This is a genomic window from Haemophilus parainfluenzae (assembly GCF_003252795.1).
Classification (GTDB): Bacteria; Pseudomonadota; Gammaproteobacteria; order Enterobacterales; family Pasteurellaceae; genus Haemophilus_D; species Haemophilus_D parainfluenzae_K.
The window spans coordinates 61,543-87,769 of record NZ_QEPQ01000006.1 but is presented as its reverse complement, the minus strand read 5'-3'; the positions used below and the strand labels follow the sequence as shown (position 1 = coordinate 87,769).

The window sequence follows — 26,227 nt, the reverse complement described above, 5'->3', positions numbered from 1 at the left end:
TAGCTCGCGATTTTCATCTCAAACACAACTCAAAGGTACCCGTATGTTTCAAACTTTTCGTGGCTCACCCGCCCTTTCTGAATTCCGTATTCAAGGTTTAATGCAAAAATTCCAACAAAATCAATTACCGGTAAAATCGGTTTATGCGGAATATTTGCATTTTGTGGAATTAAATCGACCGCTTGTTAGCGAGCAGGAAGCAAAATTAAAAGCGTTGTTACATTACGGCCCAACTTTGGCAGAGCATGATGCCAAAGGCGAAACCTTTATCGTGATTCCTCGCGTTGGCACGATTTCTTCTTGGTCTTCTAAAGCGACGGATATTGCACATAACTGCGGTTTAAATGAAGTAGAGCGTATTGAGCGTGGTTTGGCGTATTATTTTGAGTTAAGCCAACCGCTTGATGAAAAAACAACAGAAAAATTGACCGCACTTTTACACGACCGAATGATGGAAACCGTGGTGCGCAATCCGCAAGATGCGGAGATCTTATTCCGCCATCAAGATCCGAAACCGTTCAAAACCGTGGATATTTTAAAAGGCGGACGCGAAGCCTTAGTCACTGCCAACGTAGAATTAGGCTTGGCACTGGCAGAGGATGAAATTGATTATTTGGTGGAAAATTTCACCCAATTAGGGCGAAATCCGCACGATATTGAACTCTATATGTTCGCGCAAGCCAACTCTGAGCACTGTCGTCATAAAATCTTTAATGCCGATTGGATTATCGATGGCAAAAAACAGGATAAATCCCTGTTTAAGATGATTAAAAATACCTTTGAGAAAACCCCTGATTTCGTGCTTTCAGCTTATAAAGATAATGCTGCAGTAATGGAAGGTTCAAAAGTCGGCCGTTTCTTTGCCGACCAAGATGGACAATATCGCTATCACAATGAAGATGCGCATATCTTAATGAAAGTGGAAACCCACAACCACCCAACCGCAATTTCGCCATTCCCAGGTGCTGCAACAGGTTCAGGCGGTGAGATTCGTGATGAAGGTGCAACGGGTCGAGGTGCCAAACCAAAAGCAGGTTTAACCGGTTTCTCCGTATCTAACCTTGTCATTCCAAACTTTGAACAACCTTGGGAAAATCCACTTTCTAAACCAAACCGTATTGCTTCAGCCTTAGATATTATGATTGAAGGCCCATTAGGTGGCGCAGCATTTAACAACGAATTTGGTCGTCCTGCGTTATTAGGTTATTTCCGTACCTATGAAGAGAAAGTCAACAGCTTCAACGGTGAAGAAGTGCGTGGTTATCACAAACCGATTATGTTAGCCGGCGGTATCGGTAATATTCGTGGCGAACACGTTCAAAAAGGTGAAATTCCAGTCGGTGCAAAATTGATCGTATTAGGTGGCCCAGCGATGAACATCGGTTTAGGCGGTGGTGCTGCTTCTTCGATGGACAGCGGTAAATCAAAAGAAGATTTAGATTTTGCTTCCGTTCAACGTGAAAACCCAGAAATGGAACGCCGTTGCCAAGAGGTGATTGACCGTTGCTGGCAATTAGGCGAAGAAAACCCAATTCTCTTTATTCACGATGTAGGCGCAGGTGGTTTATCAAACGCGATGCCTGAATTGGTGCACGATGGCGAACGTGGTGGTAAGTTTGATTTGCGTTCCATCCTTTGCGATGAAAAAGGGATGTCACCATTGGAAATTTGGTGTAATGAATCGCAAGAGCGTTATGTCTTAGCGGTTGCACCAGAAAAACTCGAATTATTTACCGCACTTTGTGAACGCGAGCGTGCGCCGTTTGCGGTCATTGGCGAGGCAACGGAAGAGAAACATTTAACCTTGCACGATAGTCATTTCGACAATAACCCAATTGATTTGCCAATGAATGTGTTATTAGGCAAAACCCCGAAAATGACGCGCGAGGTTTCGTCAAAAACTGTCGAAAATCGACCGCTTGCAACGGAAAATATTCAATTAAAAGAAGCCTTCCATCGCGTATTACGTTTACCGGTGGTGGCTGAAAAAACGTTCTTAATCACCATTGGTGACCGTTCGGTAACCGGTATGGTGGCACGCGATCAAATGGTCGGCCCATGGCAAATTCCGGTGTCTGATGTGGCTGTCACAACCGCTTCATTAGATAGCTATCACGGAGAAGCCATGGCAATGGGCGAGCGTGCACCAGTGGCATTATTAGACTTCGGGGCTTCTGCACGTTTAGCGGTGGCTGAGTCTATCACCAATATTGCAGGCACCAACATTGGCGATATTAAACGCATCAAACTTTCTGCAAACTGGATGTCTGCAGCAGGTCATGGGGGGGAAGACGCTGGCTTATATGAAGCAGTGAAAGCAGTGGGTGAAGAACTTTGCCCTGCGTTAGGTATTACCATTCCAGTGGGTAAAGACTCCATGTCGATGAAAACCACCTGGGAAGAAAATGGCGAGAAAAAATCAGTAACCGCTCCGCTTTCTTTAGTGATTTCATCTTTTGCGCGCGTGGAAGATGTCCGCAAAACCGTGACACCTCAATTACGCACAGACAAAGGCGCAAGCCGTTTATTGTTGATTGATTTAGGCGAAAGAAAAAATCGCTTAGGTGCGACCGCACTTGCGCAAGTGTATAAACAATTAGGTGACAAACCTGCCGATGTGGTAAATGTCGCCACATTGAAAAACTTCTTCGATGCAATGCAAGCATTAGTGGCAGAGCGTAAATTATTGGCTTACCACGACCGTTCAGATGGTGGTTTAATTACCACACTTGCAGAAATGGCATTTGCGGGTAACTGTGGCGTGGATGTGGATATTTCTGCATTAGGCGACAATGATTTAGCCGTGTTATTCAATGAAGAATTGGGCGCAGTGATTCAAGTCTCTGAAAACGAATTAAGCGCAGTGCGTGAGGTATTAAAAGCCCATGACTTGCTTGGCTTAACTTATGAATTAGGTTCTGTCACCACAGAAGATCGTTTTGAAATCACGCGCGGTAGCAAAAAACTATTAAGCGAAAAACGCTCTGAATTACGCGGTATTTGGGCAGAACTCACTCACCAAATGCAACGCTTACGCGATAACCCAGAATGTGCTGACCAAGAATTTGAAGCGAAAAAAGCAACAGATAATAAAGGTTTATCTGCTCACTTAACCTATGATGTGAATGAAGATATTGCTGCGCCTTACATCAGCAAAGGCGTGAAACCAAAAGTAGCCGTATTGCGTGAACAAGGCGTAAACAGCCACGTTGAAATGGCAGCGGCTTTTGACCGTGCAGGCTTTGCAGCGATTGATGTTCACATGAGTGATTTAATGGCAGGTCGTTACAACTTAAACGACTTTAATGCGATGGTGGCCTGTGGTGGCTTCTCTTACGGTGACGTATTAGGTGCAGCTGGTGGCTGGGCGAAATCCATTTTATTTAACCCACAATTACGCGATCAATTCAGCCAATTCTTCGCCAATGAAAACACCCTTTCATTAGGTGTATGTAACGGCTGTCAACTTATCTCCACCCTCGCGGAAATCATCCCAGGTGCAGAAAACTGGCCACGTTTCGTGCGTAATAAATCAGAACGTTTTGAAGCGCGTGCTGCGATGGTGAAAATCAACGACACCAACTCATTGTGGTTTAAAGGCATGGCAGGTTCACATATGCCGATTGCGGTTTCTCATGGTGAAGGTCGTGTAGAATTCAAAACACCTGAGAATTTGACCGCACTTCAAGCGCAAAACTTGATTGTGGCGCAGTATATCGACAGCCATTTAAACGTGACTGAAACCTATCCGGCTAACCCGAACGGTTCGGCATTAGGTATTACCGCAATTTCTAACGTGGACGGTCGTATTGCCGCGATGATGCCACACCCAGAACGTGTATTCCGTGCCGTGAGCAACTCATGGTATCCAGAAGATTGGTCTGAAGATGGCGCATGGATGAGAATTTTTAGAAATGCGAGAGTGAATTTCAAATAATGTGAAATCGATCACGGAAAATTAATTAAAAATAAGAGATACTAAGAAATTGGTATCTCTTTTTTTATTGCATAAATCTGATCAATAAAAAAATACCAACAATATTAGTGAGTAATATTGTTAATGATTTATATAAATATTTTATATAAAAATTCTTGGGCATTATGCCTGTAATATCAATTGAACTATATGAGGAGTTCTACATGAGTGCATTAGTTACATTGCTAGCTAATATTGTTGCGCCATTGCAACGTCAATTTATTAACTTTATCCGCATTGCGATTTGTGTTGTGATGGTTTGGATTGGAGGTTTAAAAGTTTGCCAATATGAGGCAGATGGTATTGCACACTTTGTGTCAAATAGTCCTTTCTTAAGTTTCCTTTACAAAAACGGTGCAAATGAAGTGACAAATGATAAGGGTGTTTTAGTAAAAGAATATACCTTATATAAAAACCCTGAAGGCAAAATGGTCGCAAAAAATATCGAATGGCATAAAGCTAACGGCACCTATACGGCTTCTTATATTATTGGCGCAATCATTGTGACAATTGGTATTTTAGTATTAGCGGGGATTTGGTCTCCAACATTAGGTTTATTCGGAGGCTTACTCACCTTTGGTATGTCGATAGTCACGCTGTCGTTCCTGATATTTACGCCAGAAACCTGGGTGCCAAATTTAGGTGGGGACTTCCCAACACCTAATTATGGCTTCCCATATCTCTCAGGTGCTGGCCGACTTGTGATTAAAGATATTATTATGATGGCAGGTGGCTTAGTTGCTGCAGCAGAATGTGCGAAACGCTATTTAAATAATAAAAATCAATTTGCTTAATTGTTGTGTTGTAAAAGGCTTGCTGAGATAAATAGCAAGCCTTTTTACTTAGACATAAAAAGAGATGGGTAAATAATGTTCATGTGTCAATCTTGATGACACGATATCAAGAACCTGCACACCGCACATTTAGAAAAATTAATGGTACCTAACCAATTCTGGAAATAATATTAGTTTATTAAGGTGATTACATCATGAAAAAAAGCATTACAGCTAAAATATATAAGATAACTGAATACCCAGATGCCAATGAATTGTGTGAGTTAAAGATTAACAATAGTAATATTCTCTTTTTACGTTCTGTTCTATTATCTAATAATAAGTTTTATGAAGATAAAAATGGAAATTGGTTATTAATGTTTTTTATTGGTGAAAAATATGAACAAAGTATATTTGTTGATTTTTCAAAAATAGAATTAGATTATAAGAAATATTCTATTTTATCAGTTTCAAAATTAATTATTGATGATTCTTTTTTCAATGATGCTATTGCAGAAGAAATCTCTTTAGAGATAAGAAAGTCAAAAGCCATAAAGAAAAATGATTTTATAGAGTATCCATCTCATTATGAGCATATTGATGGCAGAGGAATGGGATTCTATTCTCGAATACCAGAGCAAGAATATAATTTTAAACGGAGACTTATTCTGTTAGCGTTGGCTCATGCTTATTTGGGGGCTATTGAAAATATAAGCAATAGGCTTTCTGAGAGTATTTGTTGTCAGGATGATGTTGATAAGTTAAGACAGCTATATATAGAGGCTACAAAGTTTAAGGCGGTATTTTTATTCCATCAGCCAGTTGTTATGAAAAATATTAGTTTGATTGAAACATGGAAGTACTTGGATAATATTTTTGACATAAATCAAAACTCAGATGAGTTGTTGGAGCAGTTATCTAGTGTGCATTACATCTTGAATTTGGATGAGGATAAAAAGCGGAAAGAAATAGAGAAATTAGCACATGAAAAACAAGAGAAATGGAATATGAGGTTTACAATATTTGCTATATTAATTAGTTTGTTGGATTTAATAGAATTGTTTAAGTAAAATTTAGCTAATTGTAATTATGATATCTACTTTATAAAATTATTGGAAAGTGATCTATTTAACTTTATAAATGAAAAAGCGGTCAAAAATCATAACAAATTTTGACCGCTCTTTTTATTTACTTTACTTACGTATTATTTTTGTTTTTTCAAAAACTCAACGCCAGTATCTGGGAAGTCGGTGAATACACCGGTTGCACCAGATTTATTCAATAATGCATCGTACATTTGATTTACGTCAATGAAGAATTCAGGTAAAGCATCTTTACGCACGGTGTATGGGTGTAATTCCACTTTGTATTGTGCGAGTTCTTTCACTAATGGAGTGTACACGATGTTGCCTGGTTTAGATTTTTCTTTATCCACTAACATGTACCAGCCTGGACCAACACCATCAGCATATTTCACGACTTCCGCCATTGCCCCCGGTTTGAACATCCAATCGTAATCGTAGTTCACCCATTTGCCTTTCGCATCTTTTTCTTCAGTTTCATGCCAGTCGGTGTATGCCACTAATTGAACAAGTTTTAAATCCATGCCCATTTTTGGTAGCAATTCGTTTTTGATACGTTTTAACTCATTGAAGTCAAAGGTTTGTAAGTAAACCATGTCAGATTTCTTATCGTAACCGTATTTTTTCAACACTTTAAGGGTTTCAACTGCAATGTCTTTGCCATTTTGGTGGTGGAACCAAGGCGCTTTGATTTCAGGATAGATACCCACTTTTTTACCGGTAGATTTTTCTAAACCTTGGATAAATTCTAACTCATCTTCAAAAGTATGGATTTTGAAGTGTGATTTCCAAAGTGGGAAACGGCCCGGATATACTGCAACTTGTTTACCGTCTTTAGTTTCAAAGTTTTCAGTCATATTTAAACTTTGAATTTCTTTTAAGGTGAAGTCGATGACATAGTAACGACCATCTTTACGATGACGATTTGGGAATTTTTTCGCCACGTCAGTTAAACCATCTAAGAAGTGGTCATGGATAACCACTAAACGGCCGTCTTTTGTCATCGCTAAGTCTTGTTCTAAGTAGTCTGCATGTTGTGCAAATGCAAGCGCTTTAGACTCAAGTGTATGCTCTGGTAAGTAACCACTTGCACCACGGTGAGCAATGATAATTTTGTCTGATTTCATAGTGTCCACAGAAGAGTGAGCGCTACATCCTGCAAGTACGCCTGCAGCTAATAAAGAAAGCGCTAAAGTTTTGAGTTTCATGGTGTGTTCTCCTTGATTTACTTATTACATCTTGGTTTCATGTCGTAAAAATAGATTTCACTAATTTCACGGTCATATCCTGGATAAAATCCTTTTGGCATCCCTAACACAATTTGTTTGCCTCGGTTTGCATGGACAAGTAGTTGTTTCGTTTTCGGATTCACATTCAAGCCTTCGACTTCGCCGACATCTCGAATGTCATTCAATGTTTTTTCTAAAACAACGCGAGCTTCATTATTTTTATCTGAAATTTCTACACGATAAATATGATCGGGTTCCTTTTCATCTGCCGTACCATCATCAGATGTGACATAGAGATCACCGTTATAGGCATAAACACCTTGAATCCATTGTGGAACAGGTTGTAAATGCACTTTACGTTTATATTTACCGGTTGAAAGATCATATTCATATAAATAACGGCCGCTTTCTTCACCTACCCAAGATGCCATCCAAACGGAATTATGAACGGTATCTACGGTGATGCCAGAAACTTCGACTTGACCTGACTCAGGATTAAAATCAACTGATCTTTTTAATGCGAGGGTTTCGGGATCGTGAATCGCAATTTGAATATTTTTACCTACGCCGGCATCAAACCATTCGGAGGAAACATAAAGTTCATTGTTGTAGATATCAATGTCGCCAATGTGATTGGCTTCCTTTTGGTAGCCGACAAAAGGATCTTTATTTTCTTTAATTAGTTTTCCATCCATATCGTATTTGGCGAGCGTTTTACTGCCCGATACATATAAATATTTGCCATCAGTGGTAATACCTTGACGTCCATTGACTTCTAACACTTTGTCTAATTTATACGTATAAGCGGGGAGTGCTGAACGATAGGGCGCTTCACAAGTTTGATTTGCTAATGCTGCATTTGCCATAACTGCCGCGCCTAACATAATGGTTAATTTATTCAATTTCATCACATTATCTCCTTTTAAAGTGCGGTTAAAAATTCAGTTGTTTTTTGTAATAAAAAAGGCGGCAAGCCTTCGCCTGTCGCCTTTAATTTATAGATTATTTACCGTAGGTATCGCCTAATTTCGCTTTGTGTTTACCTTCTTCAACCATTACGATGAAGAGTAATAACACCGCTAAGACACCACCACCGATCATGACGTAGAAACCGCCGTCCCAACCGTAGTGTTGTGCTGCCCAACCGATAACAGCTGAAGCTGACACTGTACCACCTAAGTAACCGAATAAACCGGTGAAACCTGCTGCTGTACCTGCTGCTTTTTTCGGTGCAAGCTCAAGAGCGTGTAAGCCGATTAACATTACAGGACCGTAGATTAAGAAACCGATTAAGGTCATTAATACGAAGTCAGTTAATTGATATGGGTTTTCATACCAAGCAGAGTAGTTTGCAAGCTCTGCTTCAGGTGTAGCTGGGTTCATCCAGTATGCTACAACTGCTGCTGTAGTTAAGATCATGAAGATGAAACCGGTTAAACCACGTTTACCTTTGAAGACTTTATCTGATACCCAACCACATAATAATGTACCTGGAACTGCTGCTAATTCATAGATTGTGTAAGCCCATGCGGTACCTTTGATGTTGAAGTGTTTTACTTCACTTAAGTAAACCGGAGACCATTTCAATACGCCGTAGCGGATTAAGTATACGAATACGTTAGCAATCGCGATGTACCATAACAATTTGTTTTTCAATACATAAGTGACGAAGATTTCTTTTGTGCTTAAATCGTTTTCGTAAGTTTTTTCGTTATAGTCATCTGGGTAGTCATTACGCCATTTTTCGATTGATGGTAAACCACAAGATTGTGGAGTATCACGCATCACGAAGTAAACTGGAATTGCACAGAGCATTGCCGCAATACCCGGATAGTAGAGGGATTGTTGCCAAATATCTTTTGCTTGTGCTTCGATACCATGGGTGCTGAAGAATACGGCACTTGCTAATAGCACCATTGCACCCGGCATCATACCACCGATGTTGTGCGCGGTATTCCAGATAGATACGATAGTACCGCGTTCTGATTTAGACCACCAGTGTACCATTGTACGACCACATGGAGGCCAACCCATACCTTGGAACCAACCATTTAAGAAGATCATTACCCACATGATGGCAATGCCTGAAGTTGCCCATGGGAATAAACCCATCATGGTCATACAAAGACCAGAAAGCAATAAACCAAATGGTAAGAATACACGAGGGTTCGAACGGTCAGACATACCTGCCATTACGAACTTAGATAAACCATAGGCAAGACCGGCAGCTGAGCCGATAACACCTAATTCCGCTTTTGAGTACAAGCCGGCTTGAATTAAACCAGGTTGTGCCAAGTCAAAGTTTGCACGTACAAAATAGTAAGCGGCATAACCAAAGAAGATTCCTGCAAACACTTGCCAACGTAAGCGTTTATACGTGGAATCAATTTTCTCCGCTGGAAGTTCCGCAATATGCGGAGCGGGTTTAAATGGTCCAAACATAATTTCTCTCCAAAATCATTTTAATTATGAGTCCACCCCCATGATGGGGATAGCGTGCATGATAAAATAAAAATAGAAATTAAAAAGAGAAATAATTCAAAAATGTGATGCATTTCACAAAATATTTTTTAACAAATGAGCGAATTCGAAAATTGTGTGATCTATCTCACAAAACGGCTTTCTTTTTCGCTCAGAATGTTGTGAATTTAACCGCTCTCCCATACAATAGCCATGGAATTTGTAACAGTTTTTACGTTTCTTTTTATTAATATTTTGGCTTTGGGGGTAACAATGGGATTATCGCCTAATATGTATCGTGATGTGGGAGATTTTTCCCCTATCTCGACGGATGTGATTATCATTGGTGGCGGTGCGACTGGTGCGGGGATTGCTCGTGACTGTGCATTGCGTGGAATTAACTGTATTTTATTAGAGCGTCGTGATATTGCGACAGGCGCAACAGGCCGTAACCATGGTTTGTTACATAGTGGTGCGCGCTATGCCGTAAACGATCAAGAATCAGCAGAAGAATGTATTAAAGAAAATAAAATTCTGCGCAATATTGCTCGTCACTGTGTGGATGAAACAGAAGGTTTATTTATCACCTTACCTGAAGATTCTCTTGATTATCAAAAAACCTTCATCGAAAGTTGTACCAAATCCGGTATTGAAGCTGTCGCCATTGATCCTAAACTTGCCCAAATTATGGAGCCATCAGTAAACCCAGATTTAGTGGGTGCCGTTGTTGTGCCAGATGGTTCAATCGACCCTTTCCGTTTAACGGCTTCTAACGTGATGGATGCCACCGAAAATGGCGCGAAAATGTTCACTTATTGCGAAGTGAAAAGCTTAATTCGCGAAGGTGGTAAAGTAATCGGTGTGGATGTTTACGATCACAAAAATCGCGTAAATCGTAAATTCTTTGCACCATTAGTCGTCAATGCAGGGGGTATTTGGGGACAAGGCATCGCAGAATATGCGGATCTCAAAATCAAAATGTTCCCAGCAAAAGGTGCATTGCTTGTTATGGGGCACCGTATCAACAAAATGGTGATTAACCGTTGCCGTAAACCTGCGGATGCGGATATTCTTGTGCCAGGGGATACCATTTGTGTTATCGGTACAACGTCTAGCCGTATTCCTTACGATCAAATCGATAACATGGAAGTCACCCCAGAAGAAGTGGATATCTTATTCCGTGAAGGGGAAAAACTTGCACCAAGCTTGCGTCATACTCGCGTATTACGTGCTTATGCCGGTGTGCGTCCGTTAGTTGCGTCTGATGACGATCCATCAGGTCGTAACGTAAGTCGCGGTATCGTGTTGCTTGACCACACAGAGCGTGATGGCTTAGACGGCTTTATCACGATCACTGGCGGTAAATTAATGACTTATCGCTTAATGGCTGAATGGGCAACGGATCTGGTTTGTAAAAAACTCAACAAAACAGCACGTTGTACGACTGCTGAGCGTCCATTGCCGGGTTCAACCGAAAGCCGTGCAGAAACCAATCAGAAAGTGATTTCACTTCCCAGTACAATTCGTTATTCAGCCGTGTATCGTCATGGTTCTCGCGCCACTCGTTTATTAGATAAAGAACGTCTCGATCGTTCAATGGTGTGCGAATGTGAAGCCGTGACAGCGGGTGAAGTGCGTTATGCCGTTGATGAATTAAATGTGAATAACTTAGTGGATTTACGCCGTCGTACTCGTGTGGGTATGGGGACTTGCCAAGCTGAGCTTTGCGCATGTCGCGCGGCGGGCTTAATGAACCGTTTTGAAGTGGCAACACCTCGCCAATCTACCACACAATTAACCGCTTTCATGGAAGAGCGTTGGCGCGGTATTGAGCCTATTGCATGGGGTGAAGCGATTCGTGAAGCAGAATTTACTTCATGGATGTATGGCAGTGTGTTGGGTCTAAATGATGTTCAACCGCTTGAAACTGACAAACAGCAAGGGACGGATAACAATGAATTTTGATATAGTGATTATTGGTGGCGGCCTTGCAGGTTTAACTTGCGGCATCGCCCTACAAGAACAAGGCAAACGTTGTGTCATTATCAATAACGGCCAAGCGGCGATTGATTTTGCATCCGGCTCATTAGATTTACTAAGCCGTTTACCAAACGGTGCGTTTGTTAAAAATATTCCTGAAAATTTGACCGCACTTGCAGCTCAATTACCACAACACCCTTATAGCATCATGGGGGCTGAACGTGTATTAGCGAAAGCGCAAGATTTCGAGAAATTAGCGGAATCGTTAAATTTAGATTTAATTGGTTCAACCGCAGAAAATCATCTTCGTGTAACGGGTTTAGGTAGCTTACGCGGTGCATGGCTTTCACCAAATAGTGTGCCAACCGTGCAAGGCGAAGCCCCATTCCCTTATAAAAAAATTGCGGTTTTAGGCATTGAAGGCTATCACGATTTCCAACCAGAATTATTGGCAGATAACCTCACGCTCAATCCACAATTTGCACATTGTGAAGTGAAAACCGGCTTTTTAAATATCCCTGAATTAGATCAGTTACGCGCAAACTCTCGTGAGTTCCGTAGTGTGAACATTGCACAAGTTTTAGAATATAAACTGAAATTTGATGATCTTGTGTCTGAAATGAAAGAAGCAGCCAAAGGCACAGAAGCAATTTTCTTACCAGCTTGTTTCGGTTTAGAAAATCAAGAGTTTATGGAGTCACTTCGTAAAGCAACTGGCTTGCCATTATTTGAATTGCCAACTTTACCACCGTCTTTATTAGGTATGCGTCAACGTATTCAATTACGCCATCGTTTTGAGAAATTAGGCGGACTCATGATGAATGGTGATAGCGCATTAAAAGCACATTTTCATGACAACAAAGTTCGTGCTATTCAAACGCGTTTGCACGAAGAGGAAGAAATCACGGCTGAGCATTTTGTCTTAGCTTCCGGCAGTTTCTTCAGTAAAGGTTTAGTCTCTGAATTCGATAAAATCTACGAGCCCGTATTCCATTCTGACATCATCGGTGTGAAAGGTTTTAACGATACTGATCGCTTTACTTGGACTGATCATCGTTTCTCAAATCCACAACCGTACCAATCTGCGGGCGTGGCGATTAATGCGCAATGCCAAGTACAAAAGAGCGGTCAATTTTTAACGAATTTATATGCGGTGGGTAATGTGATTGGTGGTTTCAATGCGTTAGAGCTTGGTTGTGGCTCTGGCGTAGCAGTGGTAACAGCGCTTGCTGTTGCTGATGAAATTCTTCACAACACACATTAAGGAGGCGTTATGAACATTCAACAATTAATTGATAATGCAAAACAATCCCTTAATGCACCACAGCATCATCATGCTTTTGATGAAAGCTTTGAGAGCTGCATTAAATGTACAGCGTGTACAGCAGTGTGTCCGGTTTCGCGTCAGAATCCAAGCTATCCTGGTCCAAAACAATCAGGTCCAGATGGTGAGCGTTTACGCTTAAAATCAGCCGAGCTTTATGATGAAGCATTGAAATACTGTACTAACTGTAAACGTTGTGAAATTGCCTGTCCGTCTGATGTAAAAATTGGTGACATTATTGTTCGTGCAAGAAATAAATACCTTGCTCAACAACACAAACCGGCTGTGCAAAAATTACGTGATGCGATTTTAAGTAACACCGATATTATGGGTTCACTTAATACACCGCTTGCGCCGATTGTGAATACGATTACAGGCTTGAAAGCAACAAAATTTGTGTTGGAAAAAGCGTTAAAAATCAGTCGTCATCGTACGTTACCAAAATATTCTTTTGGTACGTTCCGCAGCTGGTATATGAAAAAAATGTTGGAATGCCAACAAAAATTCGAACGCAAAGTGGCGTATTATCACGGTTGTTATGTGAACTACAATAATCCACAGTTGGGTAAAGAATTTATCCAAGTGTTTAATGCCATGGATATTGGCGTGGTATTATTGGAAAAAGAAAAATGTTGTGGCTTGCCATTGAGCGTGAACCAATTCCCAGAACGCGCGAAAAAAATTGCGCAATTTAACACCGATTATATCGGCAAAATGGTGGATGAAAATGGCTTGGATGTGATCAGCGAAGCATCAAGTTGTGCCTTAAATTTACGTGATGAATATCATCATATTTTAGGTATCGACAATGCGAAAGTTCGTCCGCATATTCACATGGTGACACCATTCTTATATCAACTCTTTAAAGAAGGTAAAACCTTACCGCTTAAACCATTGAAATTGCGTGTGGCTTATCACACCGCATGTCACGTGGATAAAGCAGGTTGGGCACCATACACCTTGGAAGTGTTAAAACAAATTCCAGGTTTAGAAGTGGTGATGCTCCCATCACAATGTTGTGGTATTGCAGGAACATACGGTTTCAAAGAAGAAAACTACGAGGTTTCCCAATCTATCGGTAAAAACTTATTCGATAACATCAATGCAGGTGGATTTGATTACGTGATTTCTGAATGCCAAACTTGTAAATGGCAGATCGATATGTCATCTAACGTGACTTGTATCCATCCATTGACATTATTGTGTATGTCGATGAATCAAGCTTAGTGAAAAGAGCGGAAACTGATAAAAAAGTGACCGCTCTTTTTGTTATTTAATCCAATATGGAGAACTAATTATGCAAAAAATCTTCAAGGTTTCCTTGTCTTGTGATTGAAACGGTCGCCGCATTAGATAAACCGTTAGATCAGCTACAAAAAATTACAGAGAAAGATTTGCTGGGTATTTATCGTGACAGCTTAAAAACCATGGGATTGCCAATGTTTAACAGTGGGCCATTGCAAGATTAATTAATCTTTCCCAAAAAAAAAGTGCGGTGAAATTTCACCGCACTTTTTTATTTTCTCTTTTGATTAAAGAATATGTTGATATTGTTCTAACATTTCTTTTGGCCATACGCTTGATTGCACTTCACCAATGTGTTTTTTGTGAAGTAAAAGCATTGCCATACGAGATTGACCGATACCGCCACCGATAGTGAGAGGTAATTTACCGTTTAATAAATCTTGGTGCCAATCCATTTTTAAGCGATCTTCATCACCGGTTAAACCAACTTGTAAACGTAACGCGGATTCATCCACACGAATACCCATTGAAGAAAGCTCAAATGCTTTACCTAACTCAGCGTTCCACACCAAAATATCACCGTTTAAGCCTTTGTAGCCGTTTTCAGATTCTGTTGTCCAGTCATCGTAGTCTGGGGCACGGCCATCATGTGGTTTACCGTCTGACAATTTGCCACCGATACCAATTAAGAACACGGCGCCATATTCTTTACAAATGGCGTTTTCACGCTCTTTGCTTGAAAGATCTGGGTAGCGTTTCACTAAATCTTCACTGTGAACGAAGGTGATTTCTTTCGGTAAGCTTGATGGAATGTCAAAGCGAGCTTCTACCGCTAATTCAGTTAAACGGATTGCACGATAGATAGAACGTACCGTTTCTTTTAAATAAGCAAAGTTACGACGACCTTCAGGAATGACTTTTTCCCAGTCCCATTGGTCCACATAAACAGAGTGAGTTTGATCCAATGAATCTTCATCTGGACGTAATGCTTTCATATGAACAAATAAGCCCTCACCTTCTTTAAAGTGGAAACGAGCGAGAGTATGGCGTTTCCATTTTGCCAATGAGTGAACCACTTCATAAACCGCATTTGGGATACATTTCACGTTTACTTGAACAGCTTTCTCAATGCCTGATAAGTTATCTTGCATACCGTTACCAACTTCACTAAGGATTGGACCTTGTACTTCGATAATGCCAAGTTGTTCAATCAAGTTTTGAGTAAAGGTGTTCTTCACAAAGCTGATTTCTTGTTGTTGTAAAATAAACGTCTTTTTCATATTTATCCTTCATTTTTATAATAACTGTTAAGATTTGTTATGCATTATTCAATAAAGTGACAAATTATTTCAAGTAATTTCTTTACATTGTTTTAAATGTTGAATATTATCAAAAATAAAGAAGATATTTTGAAAAAGATCTAATAAGGAGTGTTTTATGAACAATATCGATACACTTGATCGCCAAATTCTCCGTGTACTGACTAAAGATGCTCGTACACCTTATGCTGAAATGGCGAAAAATTTTGGCGTGAGCCCGGGTACAATTCATGTTCGCGTAGAGAAAATGCGTCAGTCTGGTTTGATTGAAGGCACAAAAGCGATTATTGATGAGCGTAAACTGGGTTATGATGTATGCTGCTTTATTGGCATTATTTTGAAAAGCGCAAAAGATTACGAAAAAGTGATTAAAAAGCTCGACACCTTTGATGAAGTGGTGGAAGCCTATTACACCACGGGTAACTATTCGATTTTTATTAAAGTAATGACACACACCATTGCTGAATTACATTCCGTGCTGGCGACTAAGATCCAGTTAATTGATGAAATTCAATCAACGGAAACCTTGATTTCCATGCAAAATCCTATTTTACGAGACATTAAACCTTAAATGTCATCGAAACAATAAAGGCGTGTTTGATACACGCCTTTGCTTTTTTTGATTAACGATAACGATCGAGGAATTTGTAATAGAGTACGCCGATCTTGGTGGCTAAGTTTTTGAGGGATTTTCCACCGTAAAACGAAGGCACTTTCAATCCTTCAAAAATTCTCAAACGTTCGTCATTACCTAAAATTGCTTCTGCAATAATGCGTCCAGCAAGTCCAGTGAGAGCGACACCATGACCAGAATAGCCTTGAGCAAAATAAATGTGCGGTGAGATACGCCCGAAATATGGGGTAGCGTTCATTGTCATATCAATCGGTCCTGCCCAACCATAATCAATTTTGACATTTTCTAATTGTGGGAAGACATGCAGCATATTGCGACGCATAATCTGTACCATATCTTTTTCAGAGCTTGAATCGCTACCAAATAACAAACGGTTATCCGCACTCAAACGATAGTAATCGAGCAAAATATTGTTATCACAAACCGACATGCCATTATTGATTACGGAATCAGCCGTGGCTTGATCTAAGGGCTCGGTTGCAATAATAAAGCTTTCTACTGGCAAAATTTTACGATTAATACCGCGATGAATGGATTTTGGTAGAGCATCGATATAAGCGTTGGTGGCTAAAATAACATCTTGAGAAATGACCGCACTTTTATCGGTTTTGACTTCAATGCTGCCTGATTTTTCCACTAAATCCACAACGGGCGATTGTTCGTAAATCTGTACGCTTAAATCCAAGCAGGCTTTTGCTAAACCTAAGCAATAATTTAATGGGTGTAGGTGGCCAGAATTGCTATCGTATAACCCGCCTACATAAATATCACTGCCTAGATGTTGTTTCAGTTTGGCTTTATCCCAAAGTTGCATTTTGTCATAGCCAAAAGTTGCGTGGCTGGCTTTTTCCATTTCAATGAGATCGTCCATACGACGTTCATTTAACGCCAATGTAGCATAGCCTTTTTTCCAATCACATTGAATGCCATATTTCGCAATGCGTTCATCAATAATATCAATGGCTTCTAGTGACATATCCCAAAGTTTTTTCGCTTTATCAAAGCCTACTTGAGCAATATATTCATCAATGCCTTCTTCAAAACCGTTGATGGCTTGACCGCCACTTCTACCAGATGCACCAAATCCGACTCGCGCGCCTTCTAGAACAATCACTTTTTTGCCTTTTTCTGCTAATTCAAGGGCAGCAGATAAGCCAAAGAAACCCGCACCGATGACACAAACATCCGCTTCTTCTTGCTGAGAGAGAGGCGGCAGTTCAAAGGTTTGATTCCGACTATCGAGATAATAAGATTTGACGTGTTCTTGATGAGCAAATTCGAGCATAGTTGATGACTGATTAACATAAAATAGAGATGAGAGAAATCTTACCCTGATGGGAAAATATGTCAAACCTTTTGCAAAAAAGGTGCTATACTCCCCAAGTTTATATAGGTAAACGATTACTTAAGGTTTATTTTGATTGTCCTGAGGAGGTCAATAAATTGAAAAAAAATGCTGTTCAATACATTAAATCACTTTGTCTTTCTGCTGTTGCATTTGTCGCAACCTCTGCAGCATTCGCTGCTGAAAAACTTTATGTTTACAACTGGACTGACTATGTGCCATCTAATTTGGTTGCGGAATTTACCAAAGAAACCGGCATTGAAGTGATTTATTCGACATTTGAAAGTAATGAAGAAATGTATGCTAAATTGAAGCTGACCTCTAGTACAGGTAGTGGCTATGATTTAGTTTTCCCATCAAGCTATTACGTCAATAAAATGGCGAAAGAAAATATGTTACAAGAGCTTGATCACAGCAAATTAAGTAATTTTAAACAAATTCCAGCAAATTTATTAAACAAGGAATTTGACCCAAATAACAAATATTCTCTGCCTTACGTTTATGGCTTAACCGGCATCGGCGTGAATGCGGATGATATTGATCCAAGCAAAATCACAAGCTGGGCTGATTTCTGGAATCCAGAATATAAAGGTAAAGTATTATTAACCAGTGATGCGCGAGAAGTGTTCCACATTGCATTACTTTTAGATGGAAAATCACCGAATACTAAGAATGAAGAAGACATTAAAGCGGCTTATGAGCGCTTAGTGAAATTGTTACCAAATGTGGTGACCTTTAACTCTGACTCGCCAGAAGTGCCGTTTGTTCAAGGTGAAGCTTCTATCGGTATGTTATGGAATGGTTCGGCTTATTTAGCACACAAAGAAAATCCAAGTATCCAATTTGTGTATCCAAAAGAAGGCGCGATTTTCTGGATGGATAACTACGCGATTCCAAAAGGTGCGAAAAATACAGAGGGCGCTTATAAATTTATCGACTTCTTACTTCGTCCTGAAAATGCGAAATTAGTGGTTGAAAAAATGGGCTTCTCTATGCCAAATGAAGGCGTGAAAGCGTTACTTTCACCTGAAATGGCGAATAACCCAACCTTGTTCCCATCTGCTGAAAACATTGAAAAAGGCATTATGCAAGGCGATGTGGGTGAAGCAGTGGATATTTACGAAAAATATTGGAATAAATTAAAAACCAATTAATCAAATATTGATGAAAAGTGCGGTGAATTTGACCGCACTTTTTCTTTGTAAAGGATGACAAATGAGTTTTCTTGAGCGATTTTTTCACGCAATCTTGTTTGAAACCACGGTTGTGTTGCTTTCCGTTTTCGCTTTGTATTTCTTTACAGAAGAAAGTGTGTCTATTCTCTTTGGTTCCATGGTGCTGGTTTCCTTAACAGCTATGCTCTGGAATCTTATCTTTAATTATTTCCTTGATAAAGTGTTTACGGGGCCAAGAGAAAAGCGAGGTGTCATATTTCGTACTTTACATGCCATTTCATTTGAGGGCGGTCTGCTTATTTTCACCGTGCCGATCATTGCTTATTTTTTAAAAGTGGATTGGATAACGGCTTTTATGATGGATTTCAGCTTAACCGTGATGGTGACCGTTTATACCTTTATTTTTAATTGGGTGTATGATCACGCGCGATTGCTGTTTATTAAGCGTGAATGATGCAATAGCTAAGAGAAGAAATAAAAAAAGTGCGGTCAAAATCTAAAATGTTTTTGACCGCACTTTGATTTTTTAGGGCATGAAAAGCTGCCCTTTTCTTTATTAAAGTTTTTCTACTAACTCAATGGCTGCACCAATATAGGTTGCAGGAGTGAGTTGTTGTAAACGTGCTTTTTCATCGGCTGGGATATCCAGTTTTTCGATGAATTCACGCATTGCTTTTTCATCAACACGTTTACCGCGGGTGAGTTCTTTTAATTTTTCGTATGGTTTTTCAATGCCATAGCGACGCATCACCGTTTGAATTGGCTCTGCTAAAACTTCCCAGTTTTGGTTGAGTTCATCACGGAGATGTTGTTCGTTCACTTCTAATTTGCTAATACCTTTACGGGTTGAGGCATACGCAATTAAGCAATAACCTAAACCCACACCTAGGTTACGTAATACAGTGGAGTCGGTTAAGTCACGCTGCCAGCGAGAAATCGGTAATTTTTGAGCAAGGTGAGTCATCACCGCATTGGCTAAACCTAAGTTACCTTCTGAGTTTTCGAAGTCGATAGGATTCACTTTATGTGGCATGGTAGATGAACCAATTTCACCCGCGATAGTGCGTTGTTTAAAGTGATTTAACGCAATGTAGCCCCATAAGTCACGATCGAAGTCGATGATGATGGTATTAAAACGTACCACGGCATCAAAGTATTCAGCAATGTAATCGTGAGGTTCAATTTGCGTGGTGTATGGGTTCCAATCTAAACCTAATGAGGTGACAAATTCTTCACTGAATTTATGCCAGTTAATATTTGGATAAGCCGATAAATGCGCATTGTAGTTACCCACAGCACCGTTGATTTTACCCAAGATTTCATTTTGTTGGAGTTGTTTGAATTGGCGTTTTAAACGGTAAACCACGTTCGCCATTTCTTTACCCACAGTACTTGGTGAGGCAGGTTGGCCGTGTGTACGAGAAAGTAATGGGATAGTTTTGTATTCGTTTGCTAGACGGGTGATTTCATCAATCAGTTTTTGCCATTCCGGTAAGATTACTTCTTCACGCGCCGTTTTTAACATTAAGGCATGAGAAAGGTTGTTAATATCTTCCGAGGTACAAGCAAAGTGGATAAATTCAGAGACTTTGGCTAATTCTGGTAAAGCTTCACTTTTTTCTTTTAAGAAATACTCAACTGCTTTTACATCGTGATTCGTGGTGCGCTCAATTTCTTTGATACGTTCAGCATCTTGAAGACTGAATTCTTCCACAATTTTATTAAGGTAATCGTTTGCTTCTTTAGACAAAGAAGAAACTTCTTGGATTTCAGCGGTCGCCGCCAATTTTTGTAACCAACGTACTTCCACGGTGACACGGAATTTGAGTAAGCCAAATTCACTGAAAATACCACGCAATGCAGAGGCTTTATCTTGATAACGACCGTCAATCGGGGAAAGAGCGGTTAATGCGGAAAGTTGCATAAGAGTTCTCCAAGGATTAATTTAAAGTTAAGTAGAGTTGTCGTGCCGCTTGCACTAATTTTTTACGATGAAATAACAGTTGCCATTTGCTGCCGCCGACTTGACGCCACAAAACGGCAGAACGAATGCCGGCAAGTAAACACGCACGAATTTTGTCTTGCACACTTTGTTGCTGTAAATGATATGCCGAACCAATAATGTGGATGCGTTTGCCTAAAGGGCTAATCGTATCGACATAAATGTTTGCCATGATAGAAAATATCTCATCATCAAATTGATTGTTATGATAAGCAAGTTGTTCCGGTAAACGGGCAATACGGCGGCCAAGTTCTTGTTTGATTTCAGGTTGTTTGTTTAATTTGCTCTCTAACGCTAACAAGCTACCCCAATAATTTAATAAATTTTTGTCATTTAATTGGGTGAGTTGCTCGATAAGCGTGTTTAATCCCACTTTAAGATGTTGAACATCACCGCCAAATACGGCTAATGTATCTTCAGGTTGAGTGATGAGAAGAGAATGAATGGTTGTTTGGAATGCATCTTGGTTATCAACTTCGCCTTTTTGTGCTAATTGACTGATTAATAAGACTGATTGACAAACACCGGCAAGTGCTAGAGCCATATCATTATAATTTTTCATTGGGATTATAAATTGTGAGCTGCAGAAATTTTTGGCGTAATATAGCATTTTTACACATTGTTTTGAACTCAATCATTAAAAAACGCCCTATCTTTTGTTATCATAGCGCCAATTCAGTTTACAGAATAAAAGGATAACCAATGACAAAACCAATTGTATTCAGTGGCGTGCAGCCTTCCGGCGAATTAACTATCGGGAATTATTTAGGTGCACTTCGCAACTGGGTGAAAATGCAAGAAGATTATGAGTGTATTTTCTGTGTAGTGGATTTACATGCCATCACTGTACGTCAAGATCCTGTAGCACTTCGCAAGGCAACTCTTGATGTGCTCGCCCTTTACTTGGCTTGTGGCATTGATCCGAATAAAAGCACAATCTTCGTGCAATCTCATGTACCAGAACATACTCAACTAAGCTGGGTATTAAACTGCTACACCTATTTTGGTGAAATGAGCCGTATGACTCAATTTAAAGATAAATCAGCACGTTATGCCGAAAATATTAACGTGGGTTTATTTGATTATCCGGTTTTAATGGCAGCAGATATCTTACTTTACCAAGCGAAAAGCGTGCCGGTAGGGGATGACCAAAAACAACATTTAGAAATTACCCGTGATATTGCCGCTCGTTTTAATGCGCTTTATGGTGATATTTTCACTATTCCTGAAATCTTCTTAGGCAAAGTAGGTGCGCGTATTATGTCTTTGCAAGATCCTGATAAAAAAATGTCTAAATCTGATGATAACCGTAATAACGTGGTAACCTTGCTTGAAGATCCAAAATCAGTGGCGAAAAAAATCAAACGCGCGGTAACAGACTCTGATGAACCACCTGTTGTACGTTATGACGTGAAAAACAAAGCGGGTGTGTCTAACTTATTAGATATCCTTTCTGCAGTGACGGATAAATCTGTGGCAGACCTTGAAAAAGAATTTGAAGGCAAAATGTACGGACACTTAAAAACAGCCGTAGCTGACAAAGTGTCAAATTTACTTGCGGGTTTACAAGAACGTTTCTATCAATATCGTAACGATGAAGCACTTTTAGACGAGATTTTACGTCAAGGTGCAGAAAAAGCCCGTGCAAGAGCGAAAGAAACCCTTGCCAAAGTGTACGAAGCCGTCGGCTTTGTTGCTGCAAAATAATTTTAAACTTAATAAGCCGTGTTATATCACGGCTTTTTTAGATAAGGAGAAAAAGATGGCCATTCAAACTGAAAAACCAATTGAATGTGTAGGCTGTAATACTTTCGATATGAAATCATTGTTTGATAACAGTGATTGTAGTTTGCCTATCGAACAGTTTTACGCGACTCGTCAAGATGCAGAAGGCGCATTGGAATACTTCACATTAAAAGCTCGTGATGTAGAAAGTGAACCTTGCCAAATTCAATCTGAAATTCAACAGGTTGAAGAAGGGTATGTACTTAAAGCGGTTTTCACATTCTGCTGCCAAGCAGAATTAGTGATTTTCCAAATGAAGCTTGTGTAAGTGATAACTTACTCTAGAAAATAGCGTTTTTTGTGACCGCACTTTCTGATATTTATGTTCCCCTGCATCGTATTATTCCTTTTTCTAATGTAGAAGGGCAGGGGAATCGTACCAGTATTTTCTTACAAGGTTGTAAGTTAAACTGCCTTTATTGCCATAATCCAGAAACCATTCCTCGTTATGCTGAAGGTGCTCATCAAGTCAGCCTGCAGTATTTGTATGAGCAAGTAATGAATGCAGTACCTTTCATTCGTGGCGTAACAGTTTCTGGCGGGGAACCCACCATTCATCATAAAAAGCTTGTTCCATTGTTTCAAAAACTACGTGAGGAAGGGCTAACTTGCTATTTGGATAGCAGTGGTTTCTTTGAATTTGAGGCAATTCGTCCTTTAATTGAGGTTACAGACAAATTTCTCTTTGATTTGAAAGGAGAAGGACTTGGCTTACAACGTTTGTGCTTTGATAGACAAAATCGCCAAGGCATTGTCCCGAAAAACATCATCCCCACTCATCAACATATCAAGCAAGAAAACTTAGATCGTAATTTAAAGAACTTGGCGCAATTATTGCCATTAAATAAAGTGGAAGAAGTGCGGTTAGTTTATGTAGCAAATTTTTTTGATGCAGAAAAGTTAGTGGAGAAAGTCGTATCTTTATTGAAAGATTATCCGGATGTGTTGTTCAAAATTATTCGAATGCACACAAAAGGTGCACGAGACGCCGAAGGGCTAACCCCTTATGTCCCAACTGTTGAACAGACCCAAGCACTTGAAAACTATGCGAAATCTTGTGGTCTGACCAAAATTGTGACCATTTTATAAGCAAACATGACAAAAAGGAGTAAAAATATTCCGACTTTTTACCGAAAAACAAGTAGAATAGGACAATTTTATTCACTTACTTATCTAACCAACCTAGGGGAAAAAAATGGGTATTTTAGGTAGCGTTTTAGGCATTGTCGTATTACTGGTCATTGCCGTATTATTTTCAAATAATCGTAAGGCGATTAATTTACGTACTGTATTAGGGGCTTTGGTGATCCAAATCGGATTTGCGGCCCTTATTTTGTATGTGCCGTATGGCCGTGATGCATTACAAGCGACAGCAAATGGAGTGTCAAATGTTATTGCGTATGGTAACGAAGGGATTAATTTCGTCTTTGGTGGATTAGCAGATCCTTCAAATGTCGGCTTTATCTTTGCAGTGAAAGTGTTACCAATCATCGTCTTTTTCTCCGGTTTAATTTCTGTGCTTTATTACTTAGGTATCATGCAAGCCGTCATCAAAGTGATCGGTGGTGCATTACAAGCGGCATTAGGCACATCAAAAGCAGAATCAATGTCTGCTGCAGCGAACATCTTCGTTGGTCAAACAGAAGCACCGTTAGTGGTTCGTCCTTACATTAAAAATATGACCCAATCTGAATTGTTCGCTATTATGGCGGGTGGTACTGCTTCTATCGCGGGCTCAGTAATGGCGGGTTATGCAGGAATGGGGGTGCCGTTGACTTACTTAATCGCAGCCTCTTTCATGGCTGCACCAGCAGGTTTATTATTTGCGAAAATTTTATTCCCACAAACTGAACAATTTAACGATAAACAACCTGAAACGGATGATAACGAAAAACCAACCAACGTGCTTGAAGCAATGGCAGGTGGTGCGAGTGCAGGTATGCAATTAGCGTTAAACGTCGGTGCGATGTTAATCGCATTCGTGGGTTTAATCGCTTTAGTTAACGGTATTTTAGGTGGTGTAGGCGGCTGGTTCGGTTACGGTGATTTAACGTTACAATCAATCTTTGGTTGGATCTTCAAACCATTAGCTTACTTAATCGGTGTATCTTGGGATGAATCTGCAATTGCGGGTCAAATGATTGGTATGAAATTAGCGGTGAACGAATTCGTAGGTTACTTAGAGTTCGCGAAATATTTACAACCGGATGCTGCAGTTGTATTAAGTGAAAAAACCAAAGCCATCATTACTTTCGCATTATGTGGTTTCGCTAACTTCAGCTCTATCGCGATCTTAATCGGTGGTATCGGTGGTATGGCACCAAATCGTCGTGGTGATGTAGCTCGCTTAGGGTTAAAAGCAGTTGTCGCAGGTACATTAGCTAACTTAATGAGTGCGACTATCGCAGGTTTATTTATCGAGTTAAGCGGCGTAGCAATGTAATTAAAATGTGGTGAATTTTGACCGCACTTTATCTCTCAACACCACGAATCGTTCGTGGTGTTGTATTTTAAAGCAGGCGAAAACGTTTGCTTAAATGATTTTTTATTTATCAACAAGAGGAAAAAACAATGACTCCACATATTAATGCTCCTGAAGGCGCATTTGCAGATGTTGTATTAATGCCAGGCGATCCGCTTCGTGCAAAATATATTGCTGAAACATTCTTAGAAGATGCGAAAGAAGTGACTAACGTTCGCAATATGTTGGGTTATACCGGTACTTATAAAGGTCGTCGTATCTCTGTTATGGGGCACGGTATGGGTATCCCATCTTGCTCAATTTATGCGAAAGAATTAATTACTGAATACGGTGTGAAGAAAATCATCCGTGTTGGTTCTTGTGGTGCTGTACGTATGGATGTTAAAGTACGTGATGTCATCATCGGTCTTGGTGCATGTACTGATTCAAAAGTAAACCGTATCCGTTTTAAAGATAACGATTTTGCTGCAATTGCTGATTTTGATATGACACAAGCAGCGGTTCAAGCAGCGAAAGAAAAAGGTAAGCAAGTTCGCGTAGGGAATCTCTTCTCTGCAGACTTATTCTATACGCCAGATTTCGAAATGTTTGATGTGATGGAAAAATACGGCATCTTAGGCGTAGAAATGGAAGCGGCTGGTATCTATGGCGTAGCAGCAGAATATGGTGCAAAAGCACTTTGTATCTGTACCGTTTCAGACCATATTCGTACACACGAACAAACTACTGCAGAAGAACGTCAATTAACCTTCAATGATATGATTGAAATTGCGTTAGAATCCGTATTAATTGGCGATAAAGCATAATTTACCCGATTGATAGAATAAAAAGAGTGGTCAATTCTGACCGCTCTTTTGTTTTTTATGCTTGCTATTTTTCATACCAAATTCGATTCACATAAAGCACCACTTTTCCAGAGGGTGTTTCCACATGGATTTCATCGTCAACGCCTTTCCCGATTAAAGCACGTGCGACGGGAGAATCAATGGAGATCCAGTTTTTAGCGGGATCGAATTCATCGCAGCCGACAAGGCGATATTGCTTCACTTCACCCTCTTCATCTTCTAGCTCAACCCAAGCACCAAAAAACACTTTACCTTCTTGTTTCGGATGGTAATCCACGATTTGTAGCACTTCTAATCGTTTGGAAAGAAAACGCACGCGGCGATCAATTTCACGTAAGCGACGTTTGCCATAAATATATTCTGCGTTTTCACTGCGGTCACCAAGCGCGGCAGCATCTGAAACGGCTTGAGTAACTTTGGGGCGTTCTTCTTTCCACAAAAATTTAAGTTCTTGGTCAAGCGCAAGCCAGCCTTGACGGGTAATGTAATTTGATTTTGCCATAATAAAAATAAAAGAAATTTTTTTGAATTATATTTGAGCCAGTTGTCTAAAACCAGTATTCTATTCCCG

Annotated in this window: 22 protein-coding genes and 1 pseudogene; 15 read left to right on the top strand and 8 right to left on the bottom strand. The window is 40.0% G+C overall.

The features are described 5' to 3' along the window. Positions 1 to 43: 43 nt before the first annotated feature. The 3 genes from purL to DPV81_RS09150 all read left to right on the top strand — a co-directional run bounded on the left by purL (position 44) and on the right by DPV81_RS09150 (position 5,819). The gene (gene purL / locus DPV81_RS09160; RefSeq protein ID WP_165818978.1) at positions 44 to 3,937 is read left to right on the top strand and encodes a phosphoribosylformylglycinamidine synthase; all 3,894 of its coding nucleotides are present in this window, start codon (positions 44 to 46) and stop codon (positions 3,935 to 3,937) included. 203 nt (positions 3,938 to 4,140) lie between these two features. Next, positions 4,141 to 4,770, top strand: coding sequence for a YkgB family protein (locus DPV81_RS09155; RefSeq protein ID WP_111388041.1), 630 nt, complete (start codon positions 4,141 to 4,143; stop codon positions 4,768 to 4,770). 194 nt (positions 4,771 to 4,964) lie between these two features. Then, entirely contained in the window at positions 4,965 to 5,819 is an 855-nt protein-coding gene (locus DPV81_RS09150) for a hypothetical protein (protein WP_111388039.1), read from the top strand. 134 nt (positions 5,820 to 5,953) lie between these two features. On the opposite strand, the gene glpQ is transcribed toward DPV81_RS09150, so the two are convergent. The 3 genes from glpQ to glpT all read right to left on the bottom strand — a co-directional run bounded on the left by glpQ (position 5,954) and on the right by glpT (position 9,502). Then, positions 5,954 to 7,039 carry a glycerophosphodiester phosphodiesterase gene (gene glpQ, locus DPV81_RS09145; protein WP_111388037.1) on the bottom strand — a complete coding sequence of 362 codons (1,086 nt, stop codon included), beginning with the start codon at positions 7,037 to 7,039 and terminating at the stop codon, positions 5,954 to 5,956. 17 nt (positions 7,040 to 7,056) lie between these two features. Further along, positions 7,057 to 7,968 carry a hypothetical protein gene (locus DPV81_RS09140; RefSeq protein WP_111388035.1) on the bottom strand — a complete coding sequence of 304 codons (912 nt, stop codon included), beginning with the start codon at positions 7,966 to 7,968 and terminating at the stop codon, positions 7,057 to 7,059. 94 nt (positions 7,969 to 8,062) lie between these two features. Beyond that, on the bottom strand, positions 8,063 to 9,502 hold the full coding sequence (glpT, locus tag DPV81_RS09135; protein WP_111388033.1) for a glycerol-3-phosphate transporter: 1,440 nt from the start codon (positions 9,500 to 9,502) through the stop codon (positions 8,063 to 8,065). 291 nt (positions 9,503 to 9,793) lie between these two features. Between glpT and glpA the strand changes: the two genes are divergently transcribed. The 4 genes and pseudogenes from glpA to DPV81_RS09115 all read left to right on the top strand — a co-directional run. Beyond that, a complete protein-coding gene (gene glpA, locus DPV81_RS09130; protein ID WP_111388031.1) occupies positions 9,794 to 11,485 on the top strand; it encodes an anaerobic glycerol-3-phosphate dehydrogenase subunit A in 1,692 nt (563 codons plus the stop codon). Further along, positions 11,475 to 12,764 carry a glycerol-3-phosphate dehydrogenase subunit GlpB gene (gene glpB, locus DPV81_RS09125; protein WP_111388029.1) on the top strand — a complete coding sequence of 430 codons (1,290 nt, stop codon included), beginning with the start codon at positions 11,475 to 11,477 and terminating at the stop codon, positions 12,762 to 12,764. The genes glpA and glpB overlap by 11 nt, the downstream gene beginning before the upstream one ends. A gap of 9 nt (positions 12,765 to 12,773) precedes the next feature. After that, positions 12,774 to 14,051: an anaerobic glycerol-3-phosphate dehydrogenase subunit GlpC gene (gene glpC, locus DPV81_RS09120; protein ID WP_111388027.1), complete on the top strand. Its 1,278-nt coding sequence runs from the start codon at positions 12,774 to 12,776 to the stop codon at positions 14,049 to 14,051. 104 nt (positions 14,052 to 14,155) lie between these two features. Continuing rightward, positions 14,156 to 14,293: pseudogene (locus DPV81_RS09115) on the top strand (transporter); the annotation flags it as partial. A gap of 63 nt (positions 14,294 to 14,356) precedes the next feature. Here DPV81_RS09115 and asnA read toward each other — a convergent pair. Beyond that, positions 14,357 to 15,349: an aspartate--ammonia ligase gene (asnA, locus tag DPV81_RS09110; protein ID WP_049365717.1), complete on the bottom strand. Its 993-nt coding sequence runs from the start codon at positions 15,347 to 15,349 to the stop codon at positions 14,357 to 14,359. A gap of 157 nt (positions 15,350 to 15,506) precedes the next feature. Between asnA and asnC the strand changes: the two genes are divergently transcribed. Further along, a complete protein-coding gene (asnC, locus tag DPV81_RS09105; protein ID WP_005697406.1) occupies positions 15,507 to 15,959 on the top strand; it encodes a transcriptional regulator AsnC in 453 nt (150 codons plus the stop codon). Positions 15,960 to 16,011: 52 nt separating this feature from the next. Here asnC and DPV81_RS09100 read toward each other — a convergent pair whose 3' ends face one another. Next, the gene (locus DPV81_RS09100; protein WP_111388025.1) at positions 16,012 to 17,307 is read right to left on the bottom strand and encodes an NAD(P)/FAD-dependent oxidoreductase; all 1,296 of its coding nucleotides are present in this window, start codon (positions 17,305 to 17,307) and stop codon (positions 16,012 to 16,014) included. 158 nt (positions 17,308 to 17,465) lie between these two features. Here DPV81_RS09100 and DPV81_RS09095 point away from each other — a divergent pair, with 158 nt between their 5' ends. Together DPV81_RS09095 and DPV81_RS09090 are read left to right on the top strand one after the other, a co-directional pair. Further along, positions 17,466 to 18,521 carry an extracellular solute-binding protein gene (locus DPV81_RS09095; protein ID WP_111388023.1) on the top strand — a complete coding sequence of 352 codons (1,056 nt, stop codon included), beginning with the start codon at positions 17,466 to 17,468 and terminating at the stop codon, positions 18,519 to 18,521. A gap of 61 nt (positions 18,522 to 18,582) precedes the next feature. Further along, positions 18,583 to 18,996: a PACE efflux transporter gene (locus DPV81_RS09090; RefSeq protein WP_111315976.1), complete on the top strand. Its 414-nt coding sequence runs from the start codon at positions 18,583 to 18,585 to the stop codon at positions 18,994 to 18,996. Between the two features lie 102 nt (positions 18,997 to 19,098). On the opposite strand, the gene purB is transcribed toward DPV81_RS09090, so the two are convergent. Further along, entirely contained in the window at positions 19,099 to 20,466 is a 1,368-nt protein-coding gene (purB, locus tag DPV81_RS09085) for an adenylosuccinate lyase (RefSeq protein ID WP_111388021.1), read from the bottom strand. A 16-nt stretch (positions 20,467 to 20,482) separates the two neighbouring features. Beyond that, a complete protein-coding gene (hflD, locus tag DPV81_RS09080; protein WP_111388064.1) occupies positions 20,483 to 21,106 on the bottom strand; it encodes a high frequency lysogenization protein HflD in 624 nt (207 codons plus the stop codon). Between the two features lie 140 nt (positions 21,107 to 21,246). Here hflD and trpS point away from each other — a divergent pair, with 140 nt between their 5' ends. The 5 genes from trpS (at position 21,247) to deoD (ending at position 25,617) form a co-directional block, all read left to right on the top strand. Continuing rightward, the gene (gene trpS / locus DPV81_RS09075; protein ID WP_111388019.1) at positions 21,247 to 22,251 is read left to right on the top strand and encodes a tryptophan--tRNA ligase; all 1,005 of its coding nucleotides are present in this window, start codon (positions 21,247 to 21,249) and stop codon (positions 22,249 to 22,251) included. 55 nt (positions 22,252 to 22,306) lie between these two features. Beyond that, positions 22,307 to 22,597, top strand: a complete 291-nt coding sequence (locus tag DPV81_RS09070) for a YfcZ/YiiS family protein (RefSeq protein ID WP_005697358.1) — start codon at positions 22,307 to 22,309, stop codon at positions 22,595 to 22,597. Positions 22,598 to 22,629: 32 nt separating this feature from the next. Continuing rightward, positions 22,630 to 23,418 (top strand): 4Fe-4S cluster-binding domain-containing protein, encoded by a 789-nt coding sequence (locus tag DPV81_RS09065; RefSeq protein ID WP_111388017.1) that lies wholly within the window; start codon positions 22,630 to 22,632, stop codon positions 23,416 to 23,418. Positions 23,419 to 23,524: 106 nt separating this feature from the next. Further along, the gene (locus DPV81_RS09060; RefSeq protein WP_111388015.1) at positions 23,525 to 24,772 is read left to right on the top strand and encodes a NupC/NupG family nucleoside CNT transporter; all 1,248 of its coding nucleotides are present in this window, start codon (positions 23,525 to 23,527) and stop codon (positions 24,770 to 24,772) included. Between the two features lie 128 nt (positions 24,773 to 24,900). Continuing rightward, positions 24,901 to 25,617 (top strand): purine-nucleoside phosphorylase, encoded by a 717-nt coding sequence (gene deoD / locus DPV81_RS09055; protein WP_070776012.1) that lies wholly within the window; start codon positions 24,901 to 24,903, stop codon positions 25,615 to 25,617. Positions 25,618 to 25,681: 64 nt separating this feature from the next. Here deoD and greB read toward each other — a convergent pair whose 3' ends face one another. Further along, positions 25,682 to 26,158: a transcription elongation factor GreB gene (greB, locus tag DPV81_RS09050; RefSeq protein WP_005697419.1), complete on the bottom strand. Its 477-nt coding sequence runs from the start codon at positions 26,156 to 26,158 to the stop codon at positions 25,682 to 25,684. Positions 26,159 to 26,227: the final 69 nt, after the last annotated feature.

Coding starts and splice junctions, on each gene's coding strand:
- asnA (WP_049365717.1), bottom strand. CDS start 15,349: ATGAAAAAGACGTTTATTTTACAACAACAAGAAATCAGCTTTGTGAAG.
- deoD (WP_070776012.1), top strand. CDS start 24,901: ATGACTCCACATATTAATGCTCCTGAAGGCGCATTTGCAGATGTTGTA.
- purB (WP_111388021.1), bottom strand. CDS start 20,466: ATGCAACTTTCCGCATTAACCGCTCTTTCCCCGATTGACGGTCGTTAT.
- purL (WP_165818978.1), top strand. CDS start 44: ATGTTTCAAACTTTTCGTGGCTCACCCGCCCTTTCTGAATTCCGTATT.
- DPV81_RS09140 (WP_111388035.1), bottom strand. CDS start 7,968: ATGAAATTGAATAAATTAACCATTATGTTAGGCGCGGCAGTTATGGCA.
- asnC (WP_005697406.1), top strand. CDS start 15,507: ATGAACAATATCGATACACTTGATCGCCAAATTCTCCGTGTACTGACT.
- hflD (WP_111388064.1), bottom strand. CDS start 21,106: ATGAAAAATTATAATGATATGGCTCTAGCACTTGCCGGTGTTTGTCAA.
- DPV81_RS09100 (WP_111388025.1), bottom strand. CDS start 17,307: ATGCTCGAATTTGCTCATCAAGAACACGTCAAATCTTATTATCTCGAT.
- glpT (WP_111388033.1), bottom strand. CDS start 9,502: ATGTTTGGACCATTTAAACCCGCTCCGCATATTGCGGAACTTCCAGCG.
- DPV81_RS09060 (WP_111388015.1), top strand. CDS start 23,525: ATGGGTATTTTAGGTAGCGTTTTAGGCATTGTCGTATTACTGGTCATT.
- glpA (WP_111388031.1), top strand. CDS start 9,794: ATGGGATTATCGCCTAATATGTATCGTGATGTGGGAGATTTTTCCCCT.
- glpQ (WP_111388037.1), bottom strand. CDS start 7,039: ATGAAACTCAAAACTTTAGCGCTTTCTTTATTAGCTGCAGGCGTACTT.
- trpS (WP_111388019.1), top strand. CDS start 21,247: ATGACAAAACCAATTGTATTCAGTGGCGTGCAGCCTTCCGGCGAATTA.
- glpC (WP_111388027.1), top strand. CDS start 12,774: ATGAACATTCAACAATTAATTGATAATGCAAAACAATCCCTTAATGCA.
- DPV81_RS09155 (WP_111388041.1), top strand. CDS start 4,141: ATGAGTGCATTAGTTACATTGCTAGCTAATATTGTTGCGCCATTGCAA.
- DPV81_RS09150 (WP_111388039.1), top strand. CDS start 4,965: ATGAAAAAAAGCATTACAGCTAAAATATATAAGATAACTGAATACCCA.
- greB (WP_005697419.1), bottom strand. CDS start 26,158: ATGGCAAAATCAAATTACATTACCCGTCAAGGCTGGCTTGCGCTTGAC.
- glpB (WP_111388029.1), top strand. CDS start 11,475: ATGAATTTTGATATAGTGATTATTGGTGGCGGCCTTGCAGGTTTAACT.
- DPV81_RS09090 (WP_111315976.1), top strand. CDS start 18,583: ATGAGTTTTCTTGAGCGATTTTTTCACGCAATCTTGTTTGAAACCACG.
- DPV81_RS09070 (WP_005697358.1), top strand. CDS start 22,307: ATGGCCATTCAAACTGAAAAACCAATTGAATGTGTAGGCTGTAATACT.